Here is a 15963-nt window from a genome sequence, read left to right on the forward strand (position 1 = left end):
CAAGAACAGGACGAACGCGTGTAATCACTCGCCTGGAGTTCTGGGTGGCATCAGTGGTAACTCGCTTGGAGGGCCTGTAACTTTAACAGGATCAAGCGGTTGGATTTGATAGTCCCTACTGGGGGAGATAAGGATATGAAGGCATTAACTAAATCTGTGGTTCTGGCTGCAAGCCTCGCCTGGGTCGTTCCGGCCTCGGCCTACATGATCGGAACCGAGGATGTCGGTGGAGCAGACACATTGTTGGGACAAACCGACGATCTGAATGCCAATCCCACTGGCACCTGTGGTTCCGGTAACAGCCCGACCACCGAGCTTTGCTGGATCAACAACCTTCTGTCGAGTCTGGGCGGAGGTACAACGACTTATGAAGAGGGCGACAAGGTCGAAACGCAGCCGTACTCAACGGTTGATGGCAGCTCGACGGTGATAGCGTTCGAGCTTTCGAGCCCGACGCAGTACTTCTTTATCAAGAACGCACAGTGGTATGGGCTGTTCGAGAACACCCCTGAACTGGACTGGGCTGTGATTGACACCTCACTGCTCGCCGCCGGGTTCAATCTGCCCAGCGACGGATTCACGATCAGTCATATTGCACCGATCGGTGGAACCGTCGAGGTGCCGGAGCCAGGCACTCTTGCCCTGTTGGGGGTAGGTCTCTTTGCTCTTGGATGCAGACGTCGATTCATGAAATCCTGAGACTGACAGACAAAAAAGAAAAAAAGCCCCGGTACTCCCGGGGCTTTTTTATGTCCGCTCGAAACCAGCTCGCCTGGAGCGGTCCTGGCGGAGAAGAGAAGGTTTGGGTAACGCCTGAAAAATGGTGGGCCCAGCTGGACTCGAACCAGCGACCAAGGGATTATGAGAGCCTTGTGGGAATTTAATTAGCACCACAGAAACCCACAAAAGTCGCCAAGACAGTAAGTTAGGGGTTGATGGCTCCACTGAAGGCCACAGAAAACCGCATCGGCGTCGACGCTTCGTTGACAGTTTCAGTCTTTACAGGCTGCAAAGGTTGATATAGTTTTTATAGCAATATTGGGCAGTGTGAAATAATTCTATTGCCCTTCACTCTCCAGTACGAACTATCTCGGCTGGTTCTCAGGTTATCGCATAAGCGAAGTCTGGGCACTGATAAGAACGCCAGGTAGTTTCATGTCAACAAAAAGACCCTCACTTAAGTATCTTCGCACTTCTGCCTATTTCCGTCAGGACGGTCGCTGCTTTTATTGTCATAAGCCAATGTGGATCTCGGATATTAAGACCTTCGCCGCTAATTTCTCAATTTCGGTTAAACAGGCAAGGCATCTTCAGTGTACTGGTGAGCATTTGGTGGCTCATAGTGAAGGGGGAAAGGCATCTTCCTCGAACATCGTGGCCGCATGCAGGTTTTGCAACGTCAAAAGGCATGCGAGAAGTACCCCTCGTGAGCCAAAAGAATTCGCTGATTTCGTTCAAAGCCGGCTGCAGAAGGGAGCCTGGAATACCCATTTGTTAAGTTAGATGATGAATTTTTTGGCTGGTTCGGAGCAATTGATGGATCGGTAGTGGAGGGCTCGAACCAGTGATAGGCGCGATTGAGACCTATTTTCAATGTCCGTAGATCGCCAGTTTGGTATCGGTCAGAGATATGTTGTCGAATTGGAGAGAGCCAATGCTCTTACCACCGATATAGATATTGTCTACATCCATATCCATGTACACTGGGTCGAAGTCTGCTCTTAGTACATTCCTTTTTGTTGAGCTGCCCAAACCATCGCCTTTGTATATTGAAGCGGATACTTTCACATATTGCAGAGACTCCTTAGCCTGATCCCAAAGCTTGAGCAGTTCTTCCTGTGATTGTGGCCAGGCATAACCCTCGTCGATTCCGCATTCGTAAACGCTCTCTGCGCAGGTTACGCCATCTCCGTCTAAGTCGATATTGCTGCCCGGACCGGTGATTGTTGTTCCCTCAATTGCAATCCCAAGAAAAGGAACATCAAAATCAATCTCGAATTGGGAGCTGCTAGAGAGCTGGAGCCGGTCTGTGGCTGTATCCACCGTTATTTCCAGCTCGTCTGTTAGACCGTATATGTCGAGGTTAGAAAGAAGGGATGTGCTACGTGTGCCTTTTGTTTCCACGCTTCCAATGTGCAAGCCCCAATCGATTGGCTTATCGTTCAGTTGATCCATTGAGATGACAAGGTTTCCTGTATCTTCTACGTCAAAGTCAAAGCGTACCTCGTCTAAAAGCACCCCATAACCTTGTGTTTGACCACTTTGAGTGACGCCTGCGCCCCCAAATCTGATTTCACTAGCAACAAGGCTTCCCTCGTCCGTATAGATAAATTGATCGATGGAAACCTGAGTTTCGAGCTCAATGGAGATTCCTCTCTGACCAGTGATCGCTCCCAAGTCTTCGTCGGATATCAATTCTATGTCGGATAGGGCGCAGGGACTGGCAATTAGGAATGCTACAGCGGCAATTTTCGGTAGGATTCTCATGGCACATCCTTGTGGCGACAAGTAGTTTTTGGCTACGTAATGTGACCCATGATAAAGATTTCCAGAGTGGTGAATGTGACAGCAGTCTCGGATGTGGCTTTTAAGTGGCAGCTCTGAATTCGAGCGCTTAATGAGTTGCGGGAATTGAACCCGATGTCGCACTCCTCCAGAGCAACACAGTAAACCACTATCAGCGACAAAACAGGAAGTTGCAAAAATAGAGTCCCACTCAACACCACAATTGACCGCAAGTCCGTGGACACTTTGTTGATATCTACCGACTAATGGGATTTCCTGAGTTAAGGTGCGTTGGCAGAAATGGACACCACGGCGCTATCTGACCCTAATGGTGAAGTACTTTGGGCAGTGAAAACAAAAATTCCTCTGATGACGAAAAAATCGATTTGTCTCAGATAATTGATGAGCTGGCGCACTGGTTCAATCACTCAGGCGATTGATAAGTCGGTGTCCTATTTATGGCTAATCAGCCGCTTAGCTTAGCGTTAGGTTTTTCTGATATGAATGACGAAAGCCCGAAAAGGAACCCAGACTGGAGAGCTGCCGAGTTGCTTCTTGCACTCAATGCATATTTCGAACTCCGTCGTTCCGGGGACAAAGCTACCGACACGCATTCGACTGTGGTCCGTACCAGCCAAGTTCTGAACGCTCTTGGTGTTCACCCTCAAGAGAAGAGGAATTCGAAGTTTCGCGATCCTGCAGGGGTCCGCCGTCGATTTAGGTACTTTGATAAGCTCGCAGCCGGAGAGGAGATCAAGGGGCGCGTCGAGTATCGAGCAGTATGGGAGAGATACCGGGATGACCTCGACCAATTGAGATTTGACGCTGCCGACGTTGAGAATGGCATCTTGGTTGCTGCAGAAGAACTTGGGCCTGACCCCTATGATGAGATTAGTCGAGACGTTCAAACTATCTTGGCAGATCCCCAGCTGGATGAAACTGAGAAGGATGCGTTAGTAAAGACTAGAAAGGGGCAAGGCCGCTTTCGTAAGGAACTTCTGAAATTCTGGAATGAGTGCGCCATCTCGGGCTGCAAGAATCAAGCGTTACTCGTTGCGTCTCACATCAAGCCTTGGGCGAAAGCGAAAAATCGCGAGCGTCTTGATCCATTCAATGGCTTGCTTTTGAGTCCTACATGGGACCGACTGTTCGATACTGGGTTGGTGGCTTTCGCAGAAAATGGAACGGTCATATTATCGCCGTATCTGTCACCGGAAGATCGAAGCGCGCTCGGGATCCATTCGAGAATCAAAATCAAGTTCAGCAAGGAGCACATTCCGTATATACGATATCACAGGCGATATGTGTTCAGAGCCTAACCAAACATTGGAGCGGACAGTTAACCTGGAACCCTCGGTTGTTATCGCAACCAAGACTGCCGCTCCGATCCGCAGATATGGCCTGCAGTCACATTCCTATACTCACGCCCTAAATACCTTTTTAGCCAAAATGATCAACTCCTCTGCACGATCGTCGATTAAACTTGGAGACAGGTCTTTATTCTCAAACCATCGATTCATCGAAATTGTTGTGTTGGCTAGCTTTTCCTTTTTCTCATCAAAGGTATCATTGCCGAACTCAACGTTGTCTCCAGGCCCCAGCAACGTGATGTTTCCGAGATCGTGTACCTTCTCCCGGAGTTTAGTGATTATGTCTCCAGCCTTCGGATTCTGCGGGTAGACATGTTCTAGGGTAGTGTCATCCATATGTAGACTTCGAGAAGTTTCTTTGACCTTCGGCTTGTTATTGTTGTCTTCTTTATACCATCTCCAATAGTCCTCTAGCGTAATAAGAAAATACTTCAAGAGGCGATTAGAAGCCTTTTTCTGATATTTAAGTTGCTTGAGGTATGTTTCGAAAAGCTGGTCATCTGCTTTCTCGTTTATTAGAGAGTTTAGATCTTCTCGAAATTTATTTTCGTTGAAGATCTCGCCATGATAGATTTTATGTGCATGGTCGAAGTATACGCTCTGAGCCTTTCCAATGTGGGCGCCCACAAGGTTTTTGTACCTAAATGCAAATCTCTCAATAGTATGAACAAGGCGCGCAAAGGCTTTCGCGTCCAGTCGTCGCGTTGCGGCTAGAAGCAATGGCATCGCTACTGTATGCCTAAGTTCTTTCACTAGCATATTTAGTCTAGCTTTATCCCAACCAGTGACCCCTTGCTTTGTGGTGTATGGCCACTCCCCGGACTCCAGTTTTCGGAGTGCGTCCGTATAGATTTTCAGTTCTTTTATTTTCTGCTCGATTTTCGAAGCTTCTGCCATCGAGAGGGGGTAGTTGGCAGGATTGCACTCAGGAAAAATTTTCTCTAGGAACTCGTCAAATAATTTCGCTCGACTTGGCGCTTTACCCTGAATTGCGGTGAAGTACCAGCGCAAATAATTTCTGGTATCTTCTGTGCTTTCGCTAAGGGTCAAGTCCCAGTTGTTAGCGGCCGTTCTGGATATCTCATCCCCTCCATCAATATCCAAAGCTTCGAGCGTTGAAGCCCGCAGAAGGTCACCTTCTGCTAAATTGACACCTCTATCGTTCAAGACCTGGAAAAGCTTATAGGCTTCCTTGTCAGTCGTCGTACCGATTTCTATTAGAGTAAGATCACTTGCAAGTACTGACTCTAGTTTCTGCAGACAGTTTGATGCCTGCTCATAGCTTCCTGGTGATAGTTCTTCGACTAGCTTCGTAATCGCTTTGTGGGCCTCGAATAGGCGTTTATGAGACTCCCTGGCAGAAACATCTATTTCGGCCTCACCGTTCAAAATATCGCGAAAAACACTGTCATCCGCTTTGGATAACGTAAGCTTCGTCATTGTGGTGGGTTTTTGGTTTTTCTCGATTTCTATAGTGAGGTTTTTTTTAGTTATTCGTCTAGTCCGGCTCTCATAGAGTTCCGCTTTGTCCTCGTCGCCAGCAACTTGAGCTAATTCGCCCAGTTTTTTGTAACGCTTTCGTATGGCGTCCAATAGCAGTGCTATCGTCGTTGTTCTTTGTTGGCCGTCTACAATTTTCGTTTCTCTGGTCGCTGAGCCATCGATAGCTTTGCTTACGGTTACGATCCCACCAAAAAAATGATCTATTCGTTCCCCTGCATCCCTCTGACGATATGCATGCCGAATGTCGTCACAAAAGTCTGTAATCTCATCCTGACCCCAGCGGTAATCCCTTTGATATTTTGGTACATGATAGGTCGCGTCGGATGTAAAAAATGCTATCGCTGTTATCCACCGTGGATTCACTTCCATGAAACTGGTCTCCTGACGAACGCAGAATATTTTTGGTAGAGGCAGATTGCGTACATCGAAATCTGCGTCTAATTTTTGTGAGTTATAGAAACATACAAGCGATCATCACGATAAATCAATAGGTTGCTTATGCCGAAAACGACAGGACACGGGAATCCTCTTTGGAATCGAGACGAGACGATTCTGGCTTTAGATCTCTATAATGATTGTGCGGGTAAAGTGCCAGACAAGTCTGATCCTCGGGTTCTAAAGCTTTCTAAGCTTCTTAGTGAAGCGCCATTTCATTCTCGTACTCGGAGAAAACCAAATTTCCGAAATCCCGACGGGGTTGCTTTCAAGCTGCAAAACATCCGTCAGGTACAGACCGGCAAAGGGTTGGACAGTGTTTCCAAGGTTGATGTCGAGGTCGTAAAAGAACTTGGAGATGATCCTAAGACCGTAAAATCTATCGCGAATCTTATCCGAGAATCGCTGAATACGATCATTCCCACGATCGATGTTGAGATTGTCGATGAAGACGAGGAGTTTTCAGAGGGAAGGCTCCTTACTCGCAATCATAAGGCTCGAGAACGCAGTAAAAAAATCAGGAAGAAACTTTTGGATAGCAGGTCAAAAAAAGGTTCGATGGCTTGCGATATGTGCGGAATGTCGGCCTCAAAGTTCCATCCGGAGTGCGCGGAGTCAGTTTTTGAAGCGCATCATGTAGTCCCCTTGGCAGAGGCGGAAAAGAGAACCACACGGCTCTCCGACATGGCCCTTTTATGCGCAAATTGCCACCGCCTGATTCATCGTGGCATTTCTCGAAATCGACGTTGGCTCACGATCCAAGAGGCCAAAAAGCTATTGTTGAACTGATCGTATCAGTCTGGCGAAAATTGTTCGGACCTATAAGTGCCAAGCCGTTATAAGGGGCGAACTCATACTTTTCACTATGCCAACGGAAGTAACCGGCGTTCTTGGCTGGAGAGTAGTGGCTTCTTGTAAATGCTTGGACATTTGTCCCGTTCGAGGTTCTTTTTCTGTAAAAGGTTAGTAGAGTTTGTATGAGTGATGAATCTAGTGTTTCGGAACATGCTGCGAAATTAAGTCAATTTATCTCGGAGCTTTGGCAGCAGGGCATAGTAGATTTGATGCCAATGAATCCGCAATTTCGCGGCGTGAGCTTTACCTCCGTTTGTGAATGGTTAGATCTCGCAAAATCCATTATGTCTGTTAAGACTAATACAACAGCTTATGATGCGAGCGGGGCCTGGTTTATGTGTGGTCCAGCTATGGAGTATGCGGATCGCAGAGATAAATTTCTTGATGAGGCAACGCTTAGAATTTCAAGGTTTACATTTTTATGGTCAGCTTTAGAGTGTTTTTTGAAAAACTTGGGGGATGAGTTCCCTGAAGTACCAAAGAAAATCAGAAAGAAATCTAGTCTTGTTGAAAGGGCTGTATATTATATAAAAATCAATGAAACCGATGAGCTTAGAAAGTTATGCGGTCATTGTTATGATCGAGAACTCGCGGCTCTCGCTAGGGAGTTTATGCTTAGCGATAGCTCTGAAAAAGCAATCGAAAATATGTTGTCCCCTGACGAATTTAAGTCGTCTTTGGCCATAGGGTTAAACGTCGTCCGGATGGCCAGGAACAGTCTAGCCCATGGAACTCATGAGATTCCTGAGGATGAGGAATATGGTGGTAGTTGTAATGAAGATTATTTCAATTTCTTAGACTCTATTTGTTCATCTGTTTTATTTTCTATGCAAATTATTTTAATAATATATTTAGGGCGCAAGGGAGAAGTTACTTATATTGATTATCAGAACGATGAAGTTGAGTTTCCGGTTATCAAAGCCTTAGCAGCCTTGCATGGTGACAAGTTATCCTGTTTACAGGATGACTTTGGTTTTTAAATTCAGCTTCAAAGGTCCTTCCCAACCCAAACAACCTTCCCAATAACTTCCAAGCTCTCCAAGTCAGAACTCGAAATCTCCTGCGGAGGATACTCCTTATTGTCACTCAAGAGTTGTACTCCGTCATTCCAGAGAGTCTGAATTCGTTTAACCAGTAAGTGATCGCCGTTCCGAATTACGTAAATATGGCCATCCCGCAGTTTCGTTTCGCTTGTATCAACCATCACTGTCTCGTTATCGGAGATAGTTGGCTCCATGGAGTCACCTTTAGCGAATACTAATGCTAAATCATTCTCCCTCAGCCCTCGAAACCTGAGCCACTTCCTCCGGAAAGCCAGCTCCCTAGTCGGCGCCTCATCTCCGGCAATTGAACCATGCCCTGCTGCTACCTGTACGTTGTAACCAGGTATTAGAGCGAACTCTTCATCTAGCCGTCTTAGTTTGTCTATGTCTTGTCTTAGGCCAGGAGTTTCTGGTTCGAGTTTTGGAGATCCCTCTCCTGTAAGAACCCAGTTTGCATTGAATCCCATTCCCACTAATCGGAAAAGGACCTCTGCATCAGGTACCCGGTTTCCGCGTTCATAGTGCCCCAGTGAATTTTTATGAATGCCGAGTTCCTCGGCAAAAGCTCCCTGGCTTTTAGGGCCTCTGATTTCGGCCAACCTTTCCCCGATGGCATAAGAAGTAGCGTTTTGTGTGTTCTGATGCATTTTGTGTTTCGCTTAAATCAAAAAGAAACACGTTAAGGTATTGCAAAAACACCTTAAAGTGTTATATTTACTCTAGCGACACACGTTAGTGTTCTATTTCGGTGTCGTTTTGTGTGTAAATCAGTGTAGCAGAGTGCAAAACAGTGGACGAGCAGAAACAAATCATCTTGTTAGCCACACCGGTCATGACGCAGGAGCGCTTTGCTCAGCTGACCGGGCTCACGGAAGGGCAGGTGCGGGGCATGATCGAGAAGGGCCATTTGCCCTCCCTCAAGATCGGAAAGCCTCGCATGGTGAACATCGCCGCGCTCTCCCAGGACGCCATGGACAAGGAGGACTGGCAATGATTCATGCTCCAAAACCAATACTCAACGGAGTGGACGCATCTCCCGAACTGCAGATGCCAAAAGCCTGCATCAGCTGCCAGAACTACACAGCCAAGGGTTACGATCGGGACGCCCATTGTCCCTTCAATGACAAGTTCAGCCGAAAGCCCAAAGAAAGAACTCAGTTTGGTCTTTGCGGTTTTCACAAAGTCGAAGTCTTTGCCACGGAAATCTGCAACAGCTATCAGGTCGAGCCGTTCGTCGATCCTGTGCCCGTAACCAATCGCCCGGAGTCGCGCTCCGGCATCCAGGAAAAGCTCAAGCTCGTGGAGGTGGCGTAATGCGAACCCACCAACCGCCGAAATCCGCACTGAACAGAACTTCCTTTTCCTTCCAGGGCCCCTTGGCTGGCTCACCCTCACTGCATGCCTTGGAAGGTCTTTTTACAACCCTGTGCCTGCGCCCGGAGCAGTTAACCCAGGTGCGTACCGATCTGCCGGATGACTACGTGGCCCGCATCAAGGCCGCCTTCACCGACCAGCTCCTGAACGAACTCGAAGGCCACGGCTACCACAGCCCCGCCTTCGACCGCCTCATCGCCCTGCGCGATGCCTACGACAACGGAACCCTGACACCGGAAACCCACGGGAGAGAACCCCATGAAAACGAAACGCAAGCAGGGCATGCGCCTGTACCTGGACACCGACACCTACCGCGAAATGCTCCGGCAGGTCGCCAGCCAGGAAACCATCAAGACCCCCGCCGAGTACGCCGCACAAGTGCTCGAATCGGCCATCCAGAGTCGCGGCCAGTCACCGGACTCAACTCGGCCAAGCCCGACATAACCCCCATGTTGTGTAGCTGCCCCCGTCATCCGTCTCCGTCGGTACGAGGGCGACAGGCGCAGCACGGCAGGTCTGCAAGGCGGCCCGAAGGGCCAGCGCAGCGGGCCTTGCGGAGCTGACGGGCTTTGCCAGATTGTCGACCGCCGACGGGGACGGGTGATGGGGGTAGCGAAACGGCTGCCCTCTGATTCCAGAACCCGAGGTACCAAGAGGACGCGCAGCGTCAACAGAGAAAACCCAAACCCCACCGCCACAAGGCGGACTCAACACCAACGAGGACTGAGGTAACCACCATGGAAAACTACCTGAACCTGATGATCATTGGCGCCACCCGGTACGACATCGACGGCAACCGGGGCGGCTCCCTGTGGGCCTACTCCCCCGCTGAAGCCGACGACGACAACCGCGTTGGCAACGAAGTCATGAAGATCGCCTGCGACTGGAAGCATATCGACCAGCTGCGCAACCACGCCGAACGTCTCCCGAGCATGTTCACCGTGAAGGCCCAGATGAAAGCCGGGCAGGGCGGCAAGATCACCTTCAAGGCCCTGGAGCTCAAGCCCCAGGACACCGTAAAGAAACCGGCGGCCTGAGTAGCCCGCCATGAACGTCATCACCTGTGAAGGTGAGTGGATTCAAGGGACCCAGGGCATCGAATGCACCGGGACCCTGCAAAGCATTCCTTATCAGGACGTCGACGTCCTGTTTCAGGAATACCTGGCACCGGATGTCGAGATCATCGGCCTGGTGTCAGGGATCGCCCTGACTCTCTTCGTCACCGGGGTCGGTGCCGGACGAGTCGTTCAAATCATGAGAAAAGTCTGAGGTACACGCTATGAACGAAGTTATCGAAATGGAAAAGCAGGACAACGGCAAAACCTGGGGCATGGCCCGCGCTCGCTTCGGCAAAGGACTGGCTAAAGCCGGTGCTGTGGTTGCGGCGACCGGTACATCCCTAAGCGCCTTCGCCGTGGATCACACCGCCACCATCACCGCGGCACAGACAGACGCGACTACCAACACCACTGCCGCAGTGGCCGCCGTGATCGGTGTCGCTGCCGTGGTCTTCGGTGTCGGCATCGTGCTGCGTCTGATCAACCGGTAATGCTGACCAGCATCTTAATAGCCTGTCTCTGGACAGGCTGTTTTGTCTCCGGTTATCGCACTGTCTAAGGCCGGTTTATCCGGCCTTTTTTCATAGGGTCGTCTCATGTTCCGGTTAGTCCTGTCCGCTTTCATCTTCCTGGTCTCCGCCTCGGTCTCGGCGCTGGAGCTGTACGCCAACTTAAACGAGGACTACCGGTATCTGACGGCGGAGAATGCCTGTCAGGCGCTTGCCGGTACGCCCCGAAGTTCCACGTCTACCTACGCTGATTTTCATCATGTTGAGTGGCAACGTTCTCCGACTTACAACAAGGTTCAGGTCGGGTTTTGCTACAACATGTATTACAGCAACAGCACGCCTGAAAATCTCAGTGGTCCGGTTTATAGCAACCTTTACGGTTACATTGAGCTTGATTGTGATACGGGACAGGAATGGGATGAAAGCGCCGGCTCCTGTATCACGCCTGCCCCGACCCCCGAGGAATGTGCGGAACAGGGCGACTATTATCATCCTGCCCAGCAGATCTGTGTCCCTATTTGCACTAATGGAGCTCTGAATAACTCCTGCCTCCTTGAGCCTGATCCGCAGTGCCTTCCCTCCTCGGATGATTATCTCGGAACGGCAGGTTTTGGAGATGATCAGCGTTATGTTTGCTCCGGCGAGTCTACTTGTCCTGCTGGGCAGAGTTATGCCTTTTCGGAAGGCTCTGCTGGCAGTTATGTGGGTGTCTGTGTCTCCGATTCTCAGAACCCTCCCGTGTGTCCAGGGGGATTTGAAAGTGTTCTGGAAATCTATGAAGACGGCTTCGCGTGTGGCGTCACCAATGAAGAAGCCACCGATCCCAATCGCAACGACACCTCGGACGGTGACAGCGACGGCGATGGGGCCGCGGATGATACCGGGATTGCCGGCCAGCTACAGGATATAAAGGGCCTGCTCAAGGACGGCAACGTCACCCGCGACAATATCGCCGAGGCCATAAAGAAAGGCTTTGGTGATGTTGTTGACGGCCTCGGTGCGGCCGGTGGTGGAACAGCAGACCCTTCTTCCGCCGACAAAACCGAGATCGTCGGCGAGGACGGCAATGCGATCTCTTGGTCCGGCGGTGCGATCGTCATGGAAGTCGAAGACGGCCTGAACGAACTCAATGCTGTTCAGGGTGAATATGAATCCCTTATTGCCAACGTCCGCGCGGAAATGTCCGCCTTCTTTGGCTCCTTCACCGGGGCCGGCGGTCTCCAGGACAACAACATCACCCTGTTCGGCCAGACCTTCAACGCCGGCCTGTCCAAGTTTGGAGCGGACCTGTCCATGATCGGCTCCATCATCCTGTTCGCCGCCACCTTCGCCGCGCTCGGCATCACCATGGGAGCACGTGACTGATGGAATTCATTGCTGACTTTTTCACCGCTATCTGGGGCTTCTTCGAATCCATCCCGGCTTTCCTGGATGACATTCTGGTCAAGCTCTCCGCCTGGTACGTGATCTGGGTAACGAAAGCCAAGATCTACTTCGTCGGCTTCTCCTGGCAGGTGGCTCAGGAAGTCCTCAACCAGCTGAACATCTCCGGCACCATCAATCAGTACTGGGGTTCCATCGATTCCAAGGTCATGGGCGTGCTCACCTTCTTCCGGGTGCCGGACGCGCTGAACATCATCCTGAACGCTCACCTGACCCGCTACGTGATGGGAGTCTTCAAATGACCATCAACATCCACCACGGCCCGCCCGGCTCTTATAAATCCGCCGGGGTCGTTCAACGCTATGTGATCCCGGCTCTGATCGGGGAGGACGGTGACTATCCGGATGGCCGTTGCGTCGTCACCAATATTAGGGGCCTGGATTCCATCGAGCGGGTAGAGGAAGCCTTCGGCGTCAACTGCGGCCCGGAAGCCCGCATCATCAACCTGGAAACCGAAACCCGGGACGCCCTGAAATACGCCGCCCGTTGGTTCCATTGGGCCCCTATCGGTGCCCTGATCGTCCTCGATGAAGCCCAGGCCGTGTATCCGGCAGCAAGGCGCGACTTCAGGATCGAGCAGTTGGACTACCCAGGCGGAAAGGAAGCCGCTCAGAGAGACAACCGGCCCGCCGATGTCCTCTTAGCCTTCGACATGCACCGGCACTACAACTGGGACCTGTTCCTATGCACCCCGAACATCGGAAAGATCCACAAAGAAATAAGACAGAGTGCCCAGCAGGCGTTTCGTCATTGGCAGATGGGGCACATCGTGCCCTGGAAGAAAAACAAATGGAGGGAACTGGAACATGACCCTGAAAACAGCGGAAAAGCTACCTCCCATAGCATCGGTGTCCCAAAAGAGTACAAGGTCGATCTCCGGGTATTCGAGTGCTACCAATCGACCAAAACCGGCAAGGCTAAAGGGGTGGTCGGGGGCCATTCAATCCTTAAGGATCGCAAGTTGCAGATGGCAGTTGTGGTTGTCATCGGCAGTCTCGGCTACTTCTCATACGCTGCGGTCCAGATCATCGAGCGTGAGAAAGCGCGTCTCTCAGGTGAGCAGGTGGCTGTGCCTGAAGCTGCTCAGGTTGATGGTGGCGCTAACCCTGATGGTGCTGATGGGGGCCGCGTTCCGGTTAATCGCCCGGCTGAGCGTGCTGTAGATCCACAACATCCTTTCTCGGACGTTCACCTCCGTATCGCCGGCAGCATCAACCGCGCCTACCTGTTCAGCGGTAAAGATCAGCAAGGTGAGTTTGCACTCACTCAACAGGACCTCGCCAGCTACGGCTACCACGTCCTCTACCTGAGAGAGTGCCACGGCCAGCTCTGGTGGAACGGGCAAGCCGTTCAGGATCTCTACTGCCATCGCATCCGATCGGAAGACCCAGGACCACGGCCGATGATCGAACCCAGCATGTATCCACCCTTATTAACCCAGGCCGACGCCCCGGCGCCAGCGGAGCGCTAGCGACGATGCGCGAGGAGCAAGCGATCCGCTGGCGCCGGGGCGAAGCCCCAGAGACGTCCCTGTAACACGTCTCATAGAAAACGACGGTAGTCGATTTTTAACCACACAGAACCACAGTGAGCCATAGATGAAAATCAAAGACTTTGAGCGCATTGATGTACAAACGGGCGAACTCGGAAAAGGGGACCTGTTTATTGGTCCGGAAGGCCAGCAGGTGAACCTCAATGAGGTGAATGTCCTCTGGACCGGAACGGATACCGTCCGGCAGCTCTTCCAGGGACGTCTCAAACCGGAAATTCTCGCGGACATCGCCACTGAATATGAATCTGGTTACGACGCCACGATCATCATTAAGAAAATCCCGTTCCGTCTCCAATCGGGCAGGCGAGGGGGCTTCAAGTACATCCTGCAAAACCGGGAATACGGCCTCACTATCCTATTGCAGAACTTCTACGCTGAAGCCGACACCCTCGGAACGCACGTTAAGATCGAGACGTCTCCCCGCTGGCTCTACGAACGCTCCAGCCAGGAAATCCACGACGAGCTGGCTGAGTGGGGTATGTACTTCCTCACTAACATCAACCCGGTCGGCATTGCGCTTCATCTCGCCGTGGATTTCCAGGGCTGGGAACCGCCCCAGGATTTTGCCCAACACTTCGTGACTCGTGCCCGGACTATCAGCGTCCACAACGGCATGAGTGACTTCCACTTCCAGGGCCTGGAAGGCTCAACCGTGAACGGCCGGGGAGAAACCTACACCTTTGGAAAGGCAAACAGTCTGCAGGTGTGCCTCTACGACAAGTCCAAGGAAATCGACGTCTCCGACAAGCGCGCCTTTATGGAGGGCATCTGGGAATGCGCGACCAACGAAGAGCGCTTCCTGGACACCTGCTATGACCCCGAGAAGCCCGTCTGGCGTCTGGAAATCCGCTTTCATCACCGGATCGTCAACGAGATCTCCCAGGGCACGCCCAATATGAAACCGATCTATACCTTCATGGATGCAGTTCCCCACCTGACGGGCCTTTGGCAATACGCCCTGCAAGGCAACCGCTACGAGGTCAAACGGGAATGGGTGCACCCCATCTGGACGAAGCTGAGAGACGACATCGGCTTTGGCTATTCAGCTCCGGACCTGCTCTACAAACGCGTAAAAAAGGAACCCGGTTGCGGCAACGAAAAGAATGTCTCCCTGGCCTTTGGCAACTTGCTCTCCATTTATGCCCGCAACCGATTTAACACACGCCAGGCCTGGGACTGCTTGAAGAAATCCGGTCTTTGGGAAGACCTCTGCAATTACTACCGAAGGCGTGAGATCTATGAAAACGAGCTTTTCCAGCTCGTTCAGGATGGGCTCATCAAGCGACGGCTGCTCACAAAGGTGGCCGCATGATCAGGAAGCTACCGTCGGGACGATGGCAGGTTGATATTCAGCCAGGTGGAAGAGGGCAGAAGCGCATCAGGAAATCCTTCGATTCAAAGCCGGAGGCTCTTAGGTATGAACGCTGGGTACTTAACAAGCACGAGGTCGGGGAAGATTGGAACCCAAAGCGCGACAAGCGGACGCTCCAGGACTTGGTAAAACTGTGGTACATCCACCACGGTCACGCATTGAAAGACGGCGAATCCCGGAAGAAAAAGCTGGAAGCAACCGCTGAGCGCTTGGGCAATCCCAGGGGTACACGATTTACGTCTGGCGACTTTGCAGCCTATCGCCTCGTACGGGTCGACTCCGGAATCTCAGAGAACACCATGAATCATGAGCAGGCATATCTCACGGCTGTATTTAACGAGCTGATCCGTCAAGGCCAATGGAAAGGAAAGAACCCGCTGGAAAAACTCCGCCGGTTCAAAATCGATGAGCCCGAGTTAGCTTTCCTGAACCAGGAACAAATTGAAAGGCTCCTCGAGGAGTGCAGGGCATCATCCAATCCATCGGTCTATCATGTTGCTCGTTTGGCCCTGGCTACGGGCGCGAGGTGGTCTGAAGCTGAGTCTGTAATGCCATCAGCATTCACGCCTTATCGGGTGACATACTTCGGAACGAAAAGCGGGAAAAGTCGCTCGGTTCCACTCAGTAAGGGTCTTTACCAGGAATTAATTACAGAACTGCCTTTTCAATCATGCTACAGCGCCTTCAGATCCGCAGTTGAGAGAGCTGGCATTCAGCTGCCAAAAGGTCAACTGACGCATATTTGCCGGCATACCTTTGCTAGTCACTTCGTGATGAACGGCGGTCATATCCTTACTTTGCAGAGGGTTTTAGGGCATTCAGACCTAAAGTTAACTATGAAGTACGCGCATTTGGCGCCCAGCTTTTTAGACGAGGTGGTTGATAAATCACCAGACCTGACTTAGTAGTGACTATCAGGCGCCACGATTATTGTATGGAGGCGT

At 51.3% G+C, this 15963-nt stretch carries 20 protein-coding genes; 16 read left to right on the top strand and 4 right to left on the bottom strand.

The features are described 5' to 3' along the window. The first annotated feature begins 135 nt into the window (after positions 1–135). Complete coding sequence (locus K0B93_RS15015; protein ID WP_219867964.1) at positions 136–699, top strand: PEP-CTERM sorting domain-containing protein; 564 nt, start codon at positions 136–138, stop codon at positions 697–699. A gap of 543 nt (positions 700–1242) precedes the next feature. Next, a complete protein-coding gene (locus K0B93_RS19475; RefSeq protein WP_416383216.1) occupies positions 1243–1503 on the top strand; it encodes an HNH endonuclease in 261 nt (86 codons plus the stop codon). A gap of 87 nt (positions 1504–1590) precedes the next feature. On the opposite strand, the gene K0B93_RS15025 is transcribed toward K0B93_RS19475, so the two are convergent. After that, positions 1591–2487, bottom strand: coding sequence for a DUF6160 family protein (locus K0B93_RS15025; protein WP_219867966.1), 897 nt, complete (start codon positions 2485–2487; stop codon positions 1591–1593). A gap of 476 nt (positions 2488–2963) precedes the next feature. Between K0B93_RS15025 and K0B93_RS15030 the strand changes: the two genes are divergently transcribed. Beyond that, positions 2964–3824, top strand: a complete 861-nt coding sequence (locus tag K0B93_RS15030) for an HNH endonuclease (protein WP_219867967.1) — start codon at positions 2964–2966, stop codon at positions 3822–3824. Between the two features lie 102 nt (positions 3825–3926). Here K0B93_RS15030 and K0B93_RS15035 read toward each other — a convergent pair whose 3' ends face one another. Next, the gene (locus K0B93_RS15035; protein ID WP_219867968.1) at positions 3927–5747 is read right to left on the bottom strand and encodes a DUF262 domain-containing protein; all 1821 of its coding nucleotides are present in this window, start codon (positions 5745–5747) and stop codon (positions 3927–3929) included. A 129-nt stretch (positions 5748–5876) separates the two neighbouring features. Here K0B93_RS15035 and K0B93_RS15040 point away from each other — a divergent pair, with 129 nt between their 5' ends. Then, positions 5877–6602: an HNH endonuclease gene (locus K0B93_RS15040; RefSeq protein ID WP_219867969.1), complete on the top strand. Its 726-nt coding sequence runs from the start codon at positions 5877–5879 to the stop codon at positions 6600–6602. A gap of 188 nt (positions 6603–6790) precedes the next feature. Next, positions 6791–7648, top strand: a complete 858-nt coding sequence (locus K0B93_RS15045; protein WP_219867970.1) for a hypothetical protein — start codon at positions 6791–6793, stop codon at positions 7646–7648. An 8-nt stretch (positions 7649–7656) separates the two neighbouring features. On the opposite strand, the gene K0B93_RS15050 is transcribed toward K0B93_RS15045, so the two are convergent. Continuing rightward, entirely contained in the window at positions 7657–8358 is a 702-nt protein-coding gene (locus tag K0B93_RS15050; protein ID WP_219867971.1) for an XRE family transcriptional regulator, read from the bottom strand. A 143-nt stretch (positions 8359–8501) separates the two neighbouring features. On the opposite strand from K0B93_RS15050, the gene K0B93_RS15055 reads away from it, so the two are divergent. Further along, the gene (locus K0B93_RS15055; RefSeq protein WP_219867972.1) at positions 8502–8705 is read left to right on the top strand and encodes a helix-turn-helix domain-containing protein; all 204 of its coding nucleotides are present in this window, start codon (positions 8502–8504) and stop codon (positions 8703–8705) included. Further along, complete coding sequence (locus tag K0B93_RS15060) at positions 8702–9025, top strand: hypothetical protein (protein WP_219867973.1); 324 nt, start codon at positions 8702–8704, stop codon at positions 9023–9025. The genes K0B93_RS15055 and K0B93_RS15060 overlap by 4 nt, the downstream gene beginning before the upstream one ends. A gap of 131 nt (positions 9026–9156) precedes the next feature. Here K0B93_RS15060 and K0B93_RS15065 read toward each other — a convergent pair whose 3' ends face one another. Beyond that, positions 9157–9345 (bottom strand): hypothetical protein, encoded by a 189-nt coding sequence (locus K0B93_RS15065; RefSeq protein ID WP_219867974.1) that lies wholly within the window; start codon positions 9343–9345, stop codon positions 9157–9159. Between K0B93_RS15065 and K0B93_RS15070 the strand changes: the two genes are divergently transcribed. The 9 genes from K0B93_RS15070 (at position 9344) to K0B93_RS15110 (ending at position 15924) form a co-directional block, all read left to right on the top strand. Beyond that, positions 9344–9529, top strand: a complete 186-nt coding sequence (locus K0B93_RS15070) for a hypothetical protein (protein WP_219867975.1) — start codon at positions 9344–9346, stop codon at positions 9527–9529. The genes K0B93_RS15065 and K0B93_RS15070 overlap by 2 nt on opposite strands. 293 nt (positions 9530–9822) lie before the next feature. Further along, on the top strand, positions 9823–10122 hold the full coding sequence (locus K0B93_RS15075; protein ID WP_219867976.1) for a hypothetical protein: 300 nt from the start codon (positions 9823–9825) through the stop codon (positions 10120–10122). Between the two features lie 10 nt (positions 10123–10132). Then, positions 10133–10354, top strand: coding sequence for a hypothetical protein (locus K0B93_RS15080; protein ID WP_219867977.1), 222 nt, complete (start codon positions 10133–10135; stop codon positions 10352–10354). Positions 10355–10364: 10 nt separating this feature from the next. Further along, positions 10365–10634, top strand: a complete 270-nt coding sequence (locus tag K0B93_RS15085; RefSeq protein ID WP_219867978.1) for a hypothetical protein — start codon at positions 10365–10367, stop codon at positions 10632–10634. Positions 10635–10739: 105 nt separating this feature from the next. After that, positions 10740–12017: a hypothetical protein gene (locus K0B93_RS15090; RefSeq protein WP_219867979.1), complete on the top strand. Its 1278-nt coding sequence runs from the start codon at positions 10740–10742 to the stop codon at positions 12015–12017. Further along, entirely contained in the window at positions 12017–12337 is a 321-nt protein-coding gene (locus K0B93_RS15095) for a DUF2523 family protein (protein WP_219867980.1), read from the top strand. Before K0B93_RS15090 ends, K0B93_RS15095 begins: the two co-directional genes overlap by 1 nt. Then, positions 12334–13566 carry a zonular occludens toxin family protein gene (locus K0B93_RS15100; RefSeq protein WP_219867981.1) on the top strand — a complete coding sequence of 411 codons (1233 nt, stop codon included), beginning with the start codon at positions 12334–12336 and terminating at the stop codon, positions 13564–13566. Before K0B93_RS15095 ends, K0B93_RS15100 begins: the two co-directional genes overlap by 4 nt. Positions 13567–13693: 127 nt before the next feature. Then, positions 13694–14959: a hypothetical protein gene (locus K0B93_RS15105; protein ID WP_219867982.1), complete on the top strand. Its 1266-nt coding sequence runs from the start codon at positions 13694–13696 to the stop codon at positions 14957–14959. Further along, positions 14956–15924 carry a tyrosine-type recombinase/integrase gene (locus tag K0B93_RS15110; RefSeq protein WP_219867983.1) on the top strand — a complete coding sequence of 323 codons (969 nt, stop codon included), beginning with the start codon at positions 14956–14958 and terminating at the stop codon, positions 15922–15924. Before K0B93_RS15105 ends, K0B93_RS15110 begins: the two co-directional genes overlap by 4 nt. Positions 15925–15963: the final 39 nt, after the last annotated feature.

Source organism: Marinobacter sp. F4218 (genome assembly GCF_019443085.1).
In the GTDB taxonomy this organism is placed as follows: domain Bacteria; phylum Pseudomonadota; class Gammaproteobacteria; order Pseudomonadales; family Oleiphilaceae; genus Marinobacter; species Marinobacter albus.

Excerpts from the sequence above, each read along its gene's own strand:
- K0B93_RS15060 (WP_219867973.1), top strand. The coding sequence starts at position 8,702 with ATGATTCATGCTCCAAAACCAATACTCAACGGAGTGGACGCATCTCCC.
- K0B93_RS15085 (WP_219867978.1), top strand. The coding sequence starts at position 10,365 with ATGAACGAAGTTATCGAAATGGAAAAGCAGGACAACGGCAAAACCTGG.
- K0B93_RS15040 (WP_219867969.1), top strand. The coding sequence starts at position 5,877 with ATGCCGAAAACGACAGGACACGGGAATCCTCTTTGGAATCGAGACGAG.
- K0B93_RS15025 (WP_219867966.1), bottom strand. The coding sequence starts at position 2,487 with ATGAGAATCCTACCGAAAATTGCCGCTGTAGCATTCCTAATTGCCAGT.
- K0B93_RS15045 (WP_219867970.1), top strand. The coding sequence starts at position 6,791 with ATGAGTGATGAATCTAGTGTTTCGGAACATGCTGCGAAATTAAGTCAA.
- K0B93_RS15090 (WP_219867979.1), top strand. The coding sequence starts at position 10,740 with ATGTTCCGGTTAGTCCTGTCCGCTTTCATCTTCCTGGTCTCCGCCTCG.
- K0B93_RS15105 (WP_219867982.1), top strand. The coding sequence starts at position 13,694 with ATGAAAATCAAAGACTTTGAGCGCATTGATGTACAAACGGGCGAACTC.
- K0B93_RS15030 (WP_219867967.1), top strand. The coding sequence starts at position 2,964 with ATGGCTAATCAGCCGCTTAGCTTAGCGTTAGGTTTTTCTGATATGAAT.
- K0B93_RS15080 (WP_219867977.1), top strand. The coding sequence starts at position 10,133 with ATGAACGTCATCACCTGTGAAGGTGAGTGGATTCAAGGGACCCAGGGC.
- K0B93_RS15095 (WP_219867980.1), top strand. The coding sequence starts at position 12,017 with ATGGAATTCATTGCTGACTTTTTCACCGCTATCTGGGGCTTCTTCGAA.
- K0B93_RS15015 (WP_219867964.1), top strand. The coding sequence starts at position 136 with ATGAAGGCATTAACTAAATCTGTGGTTCTGGCTGCAAGCCTCGCCTGG.
- K0B93_RS15050 (WP_219867971.1), bottom strand. The coding sequence starts at position 8,358 with ATGCATCAGAACACACAAAACGCTACTTCTTATGCCATCGGGGAAAGG.
- K0B93_RS15065 (WP_219867974.1), bottom strand. The coding sequence starts at position 9,345 with ATGGGGTTCTCTCCCGTGGGTTTCCGGTGTCAGGGTTCCGTTGTCGTA.
- K0B93_RS15110 (WP_219867983.1), top strand. The coding sequence starts at position 14,956 with ATGATCAGGAAGCTACCGTCGGGACGATGGCAGGTTGATATTCAGCCA.
- K0B93_RS15075 (WP_219867976.1), top strand. The coding sequence starts at position 9,823 with ATGGAAAACTACCTGAACCTGATGATCATTGGCGCCACCCGGTACGAC.
- K0B93_RS19475 (WP_416383216.1), top strand. The coding sequence starts at position 1,243 with ATGTGGATCTCGGATATTAAGACCTTCGCCGCTAATTTCTCAATTTCG.
- K0B93_RS15100 (WP_219867981.1), top strand. The coding sequence starts at position 12,334 with ATGACCATCAACATCCACCACGGCCCGCCCGGCTCTTATAAATCCGCC.
- K0B93_RS15035 (WP_219867968.1), bottom strand. The coding sequence starts at position 5,747 with ATGGAAGTGAATCCACGGTGGATAACAGCGATAGCATTTTTTACATCC.
- K0B93_RS15070 (WP_219867975.1), top strand. The coding sequence starts at position 9,344 with ATGAAAACGAAACGCAAGCAGGGCATGCGCCTGTACCTGGACACCGAC.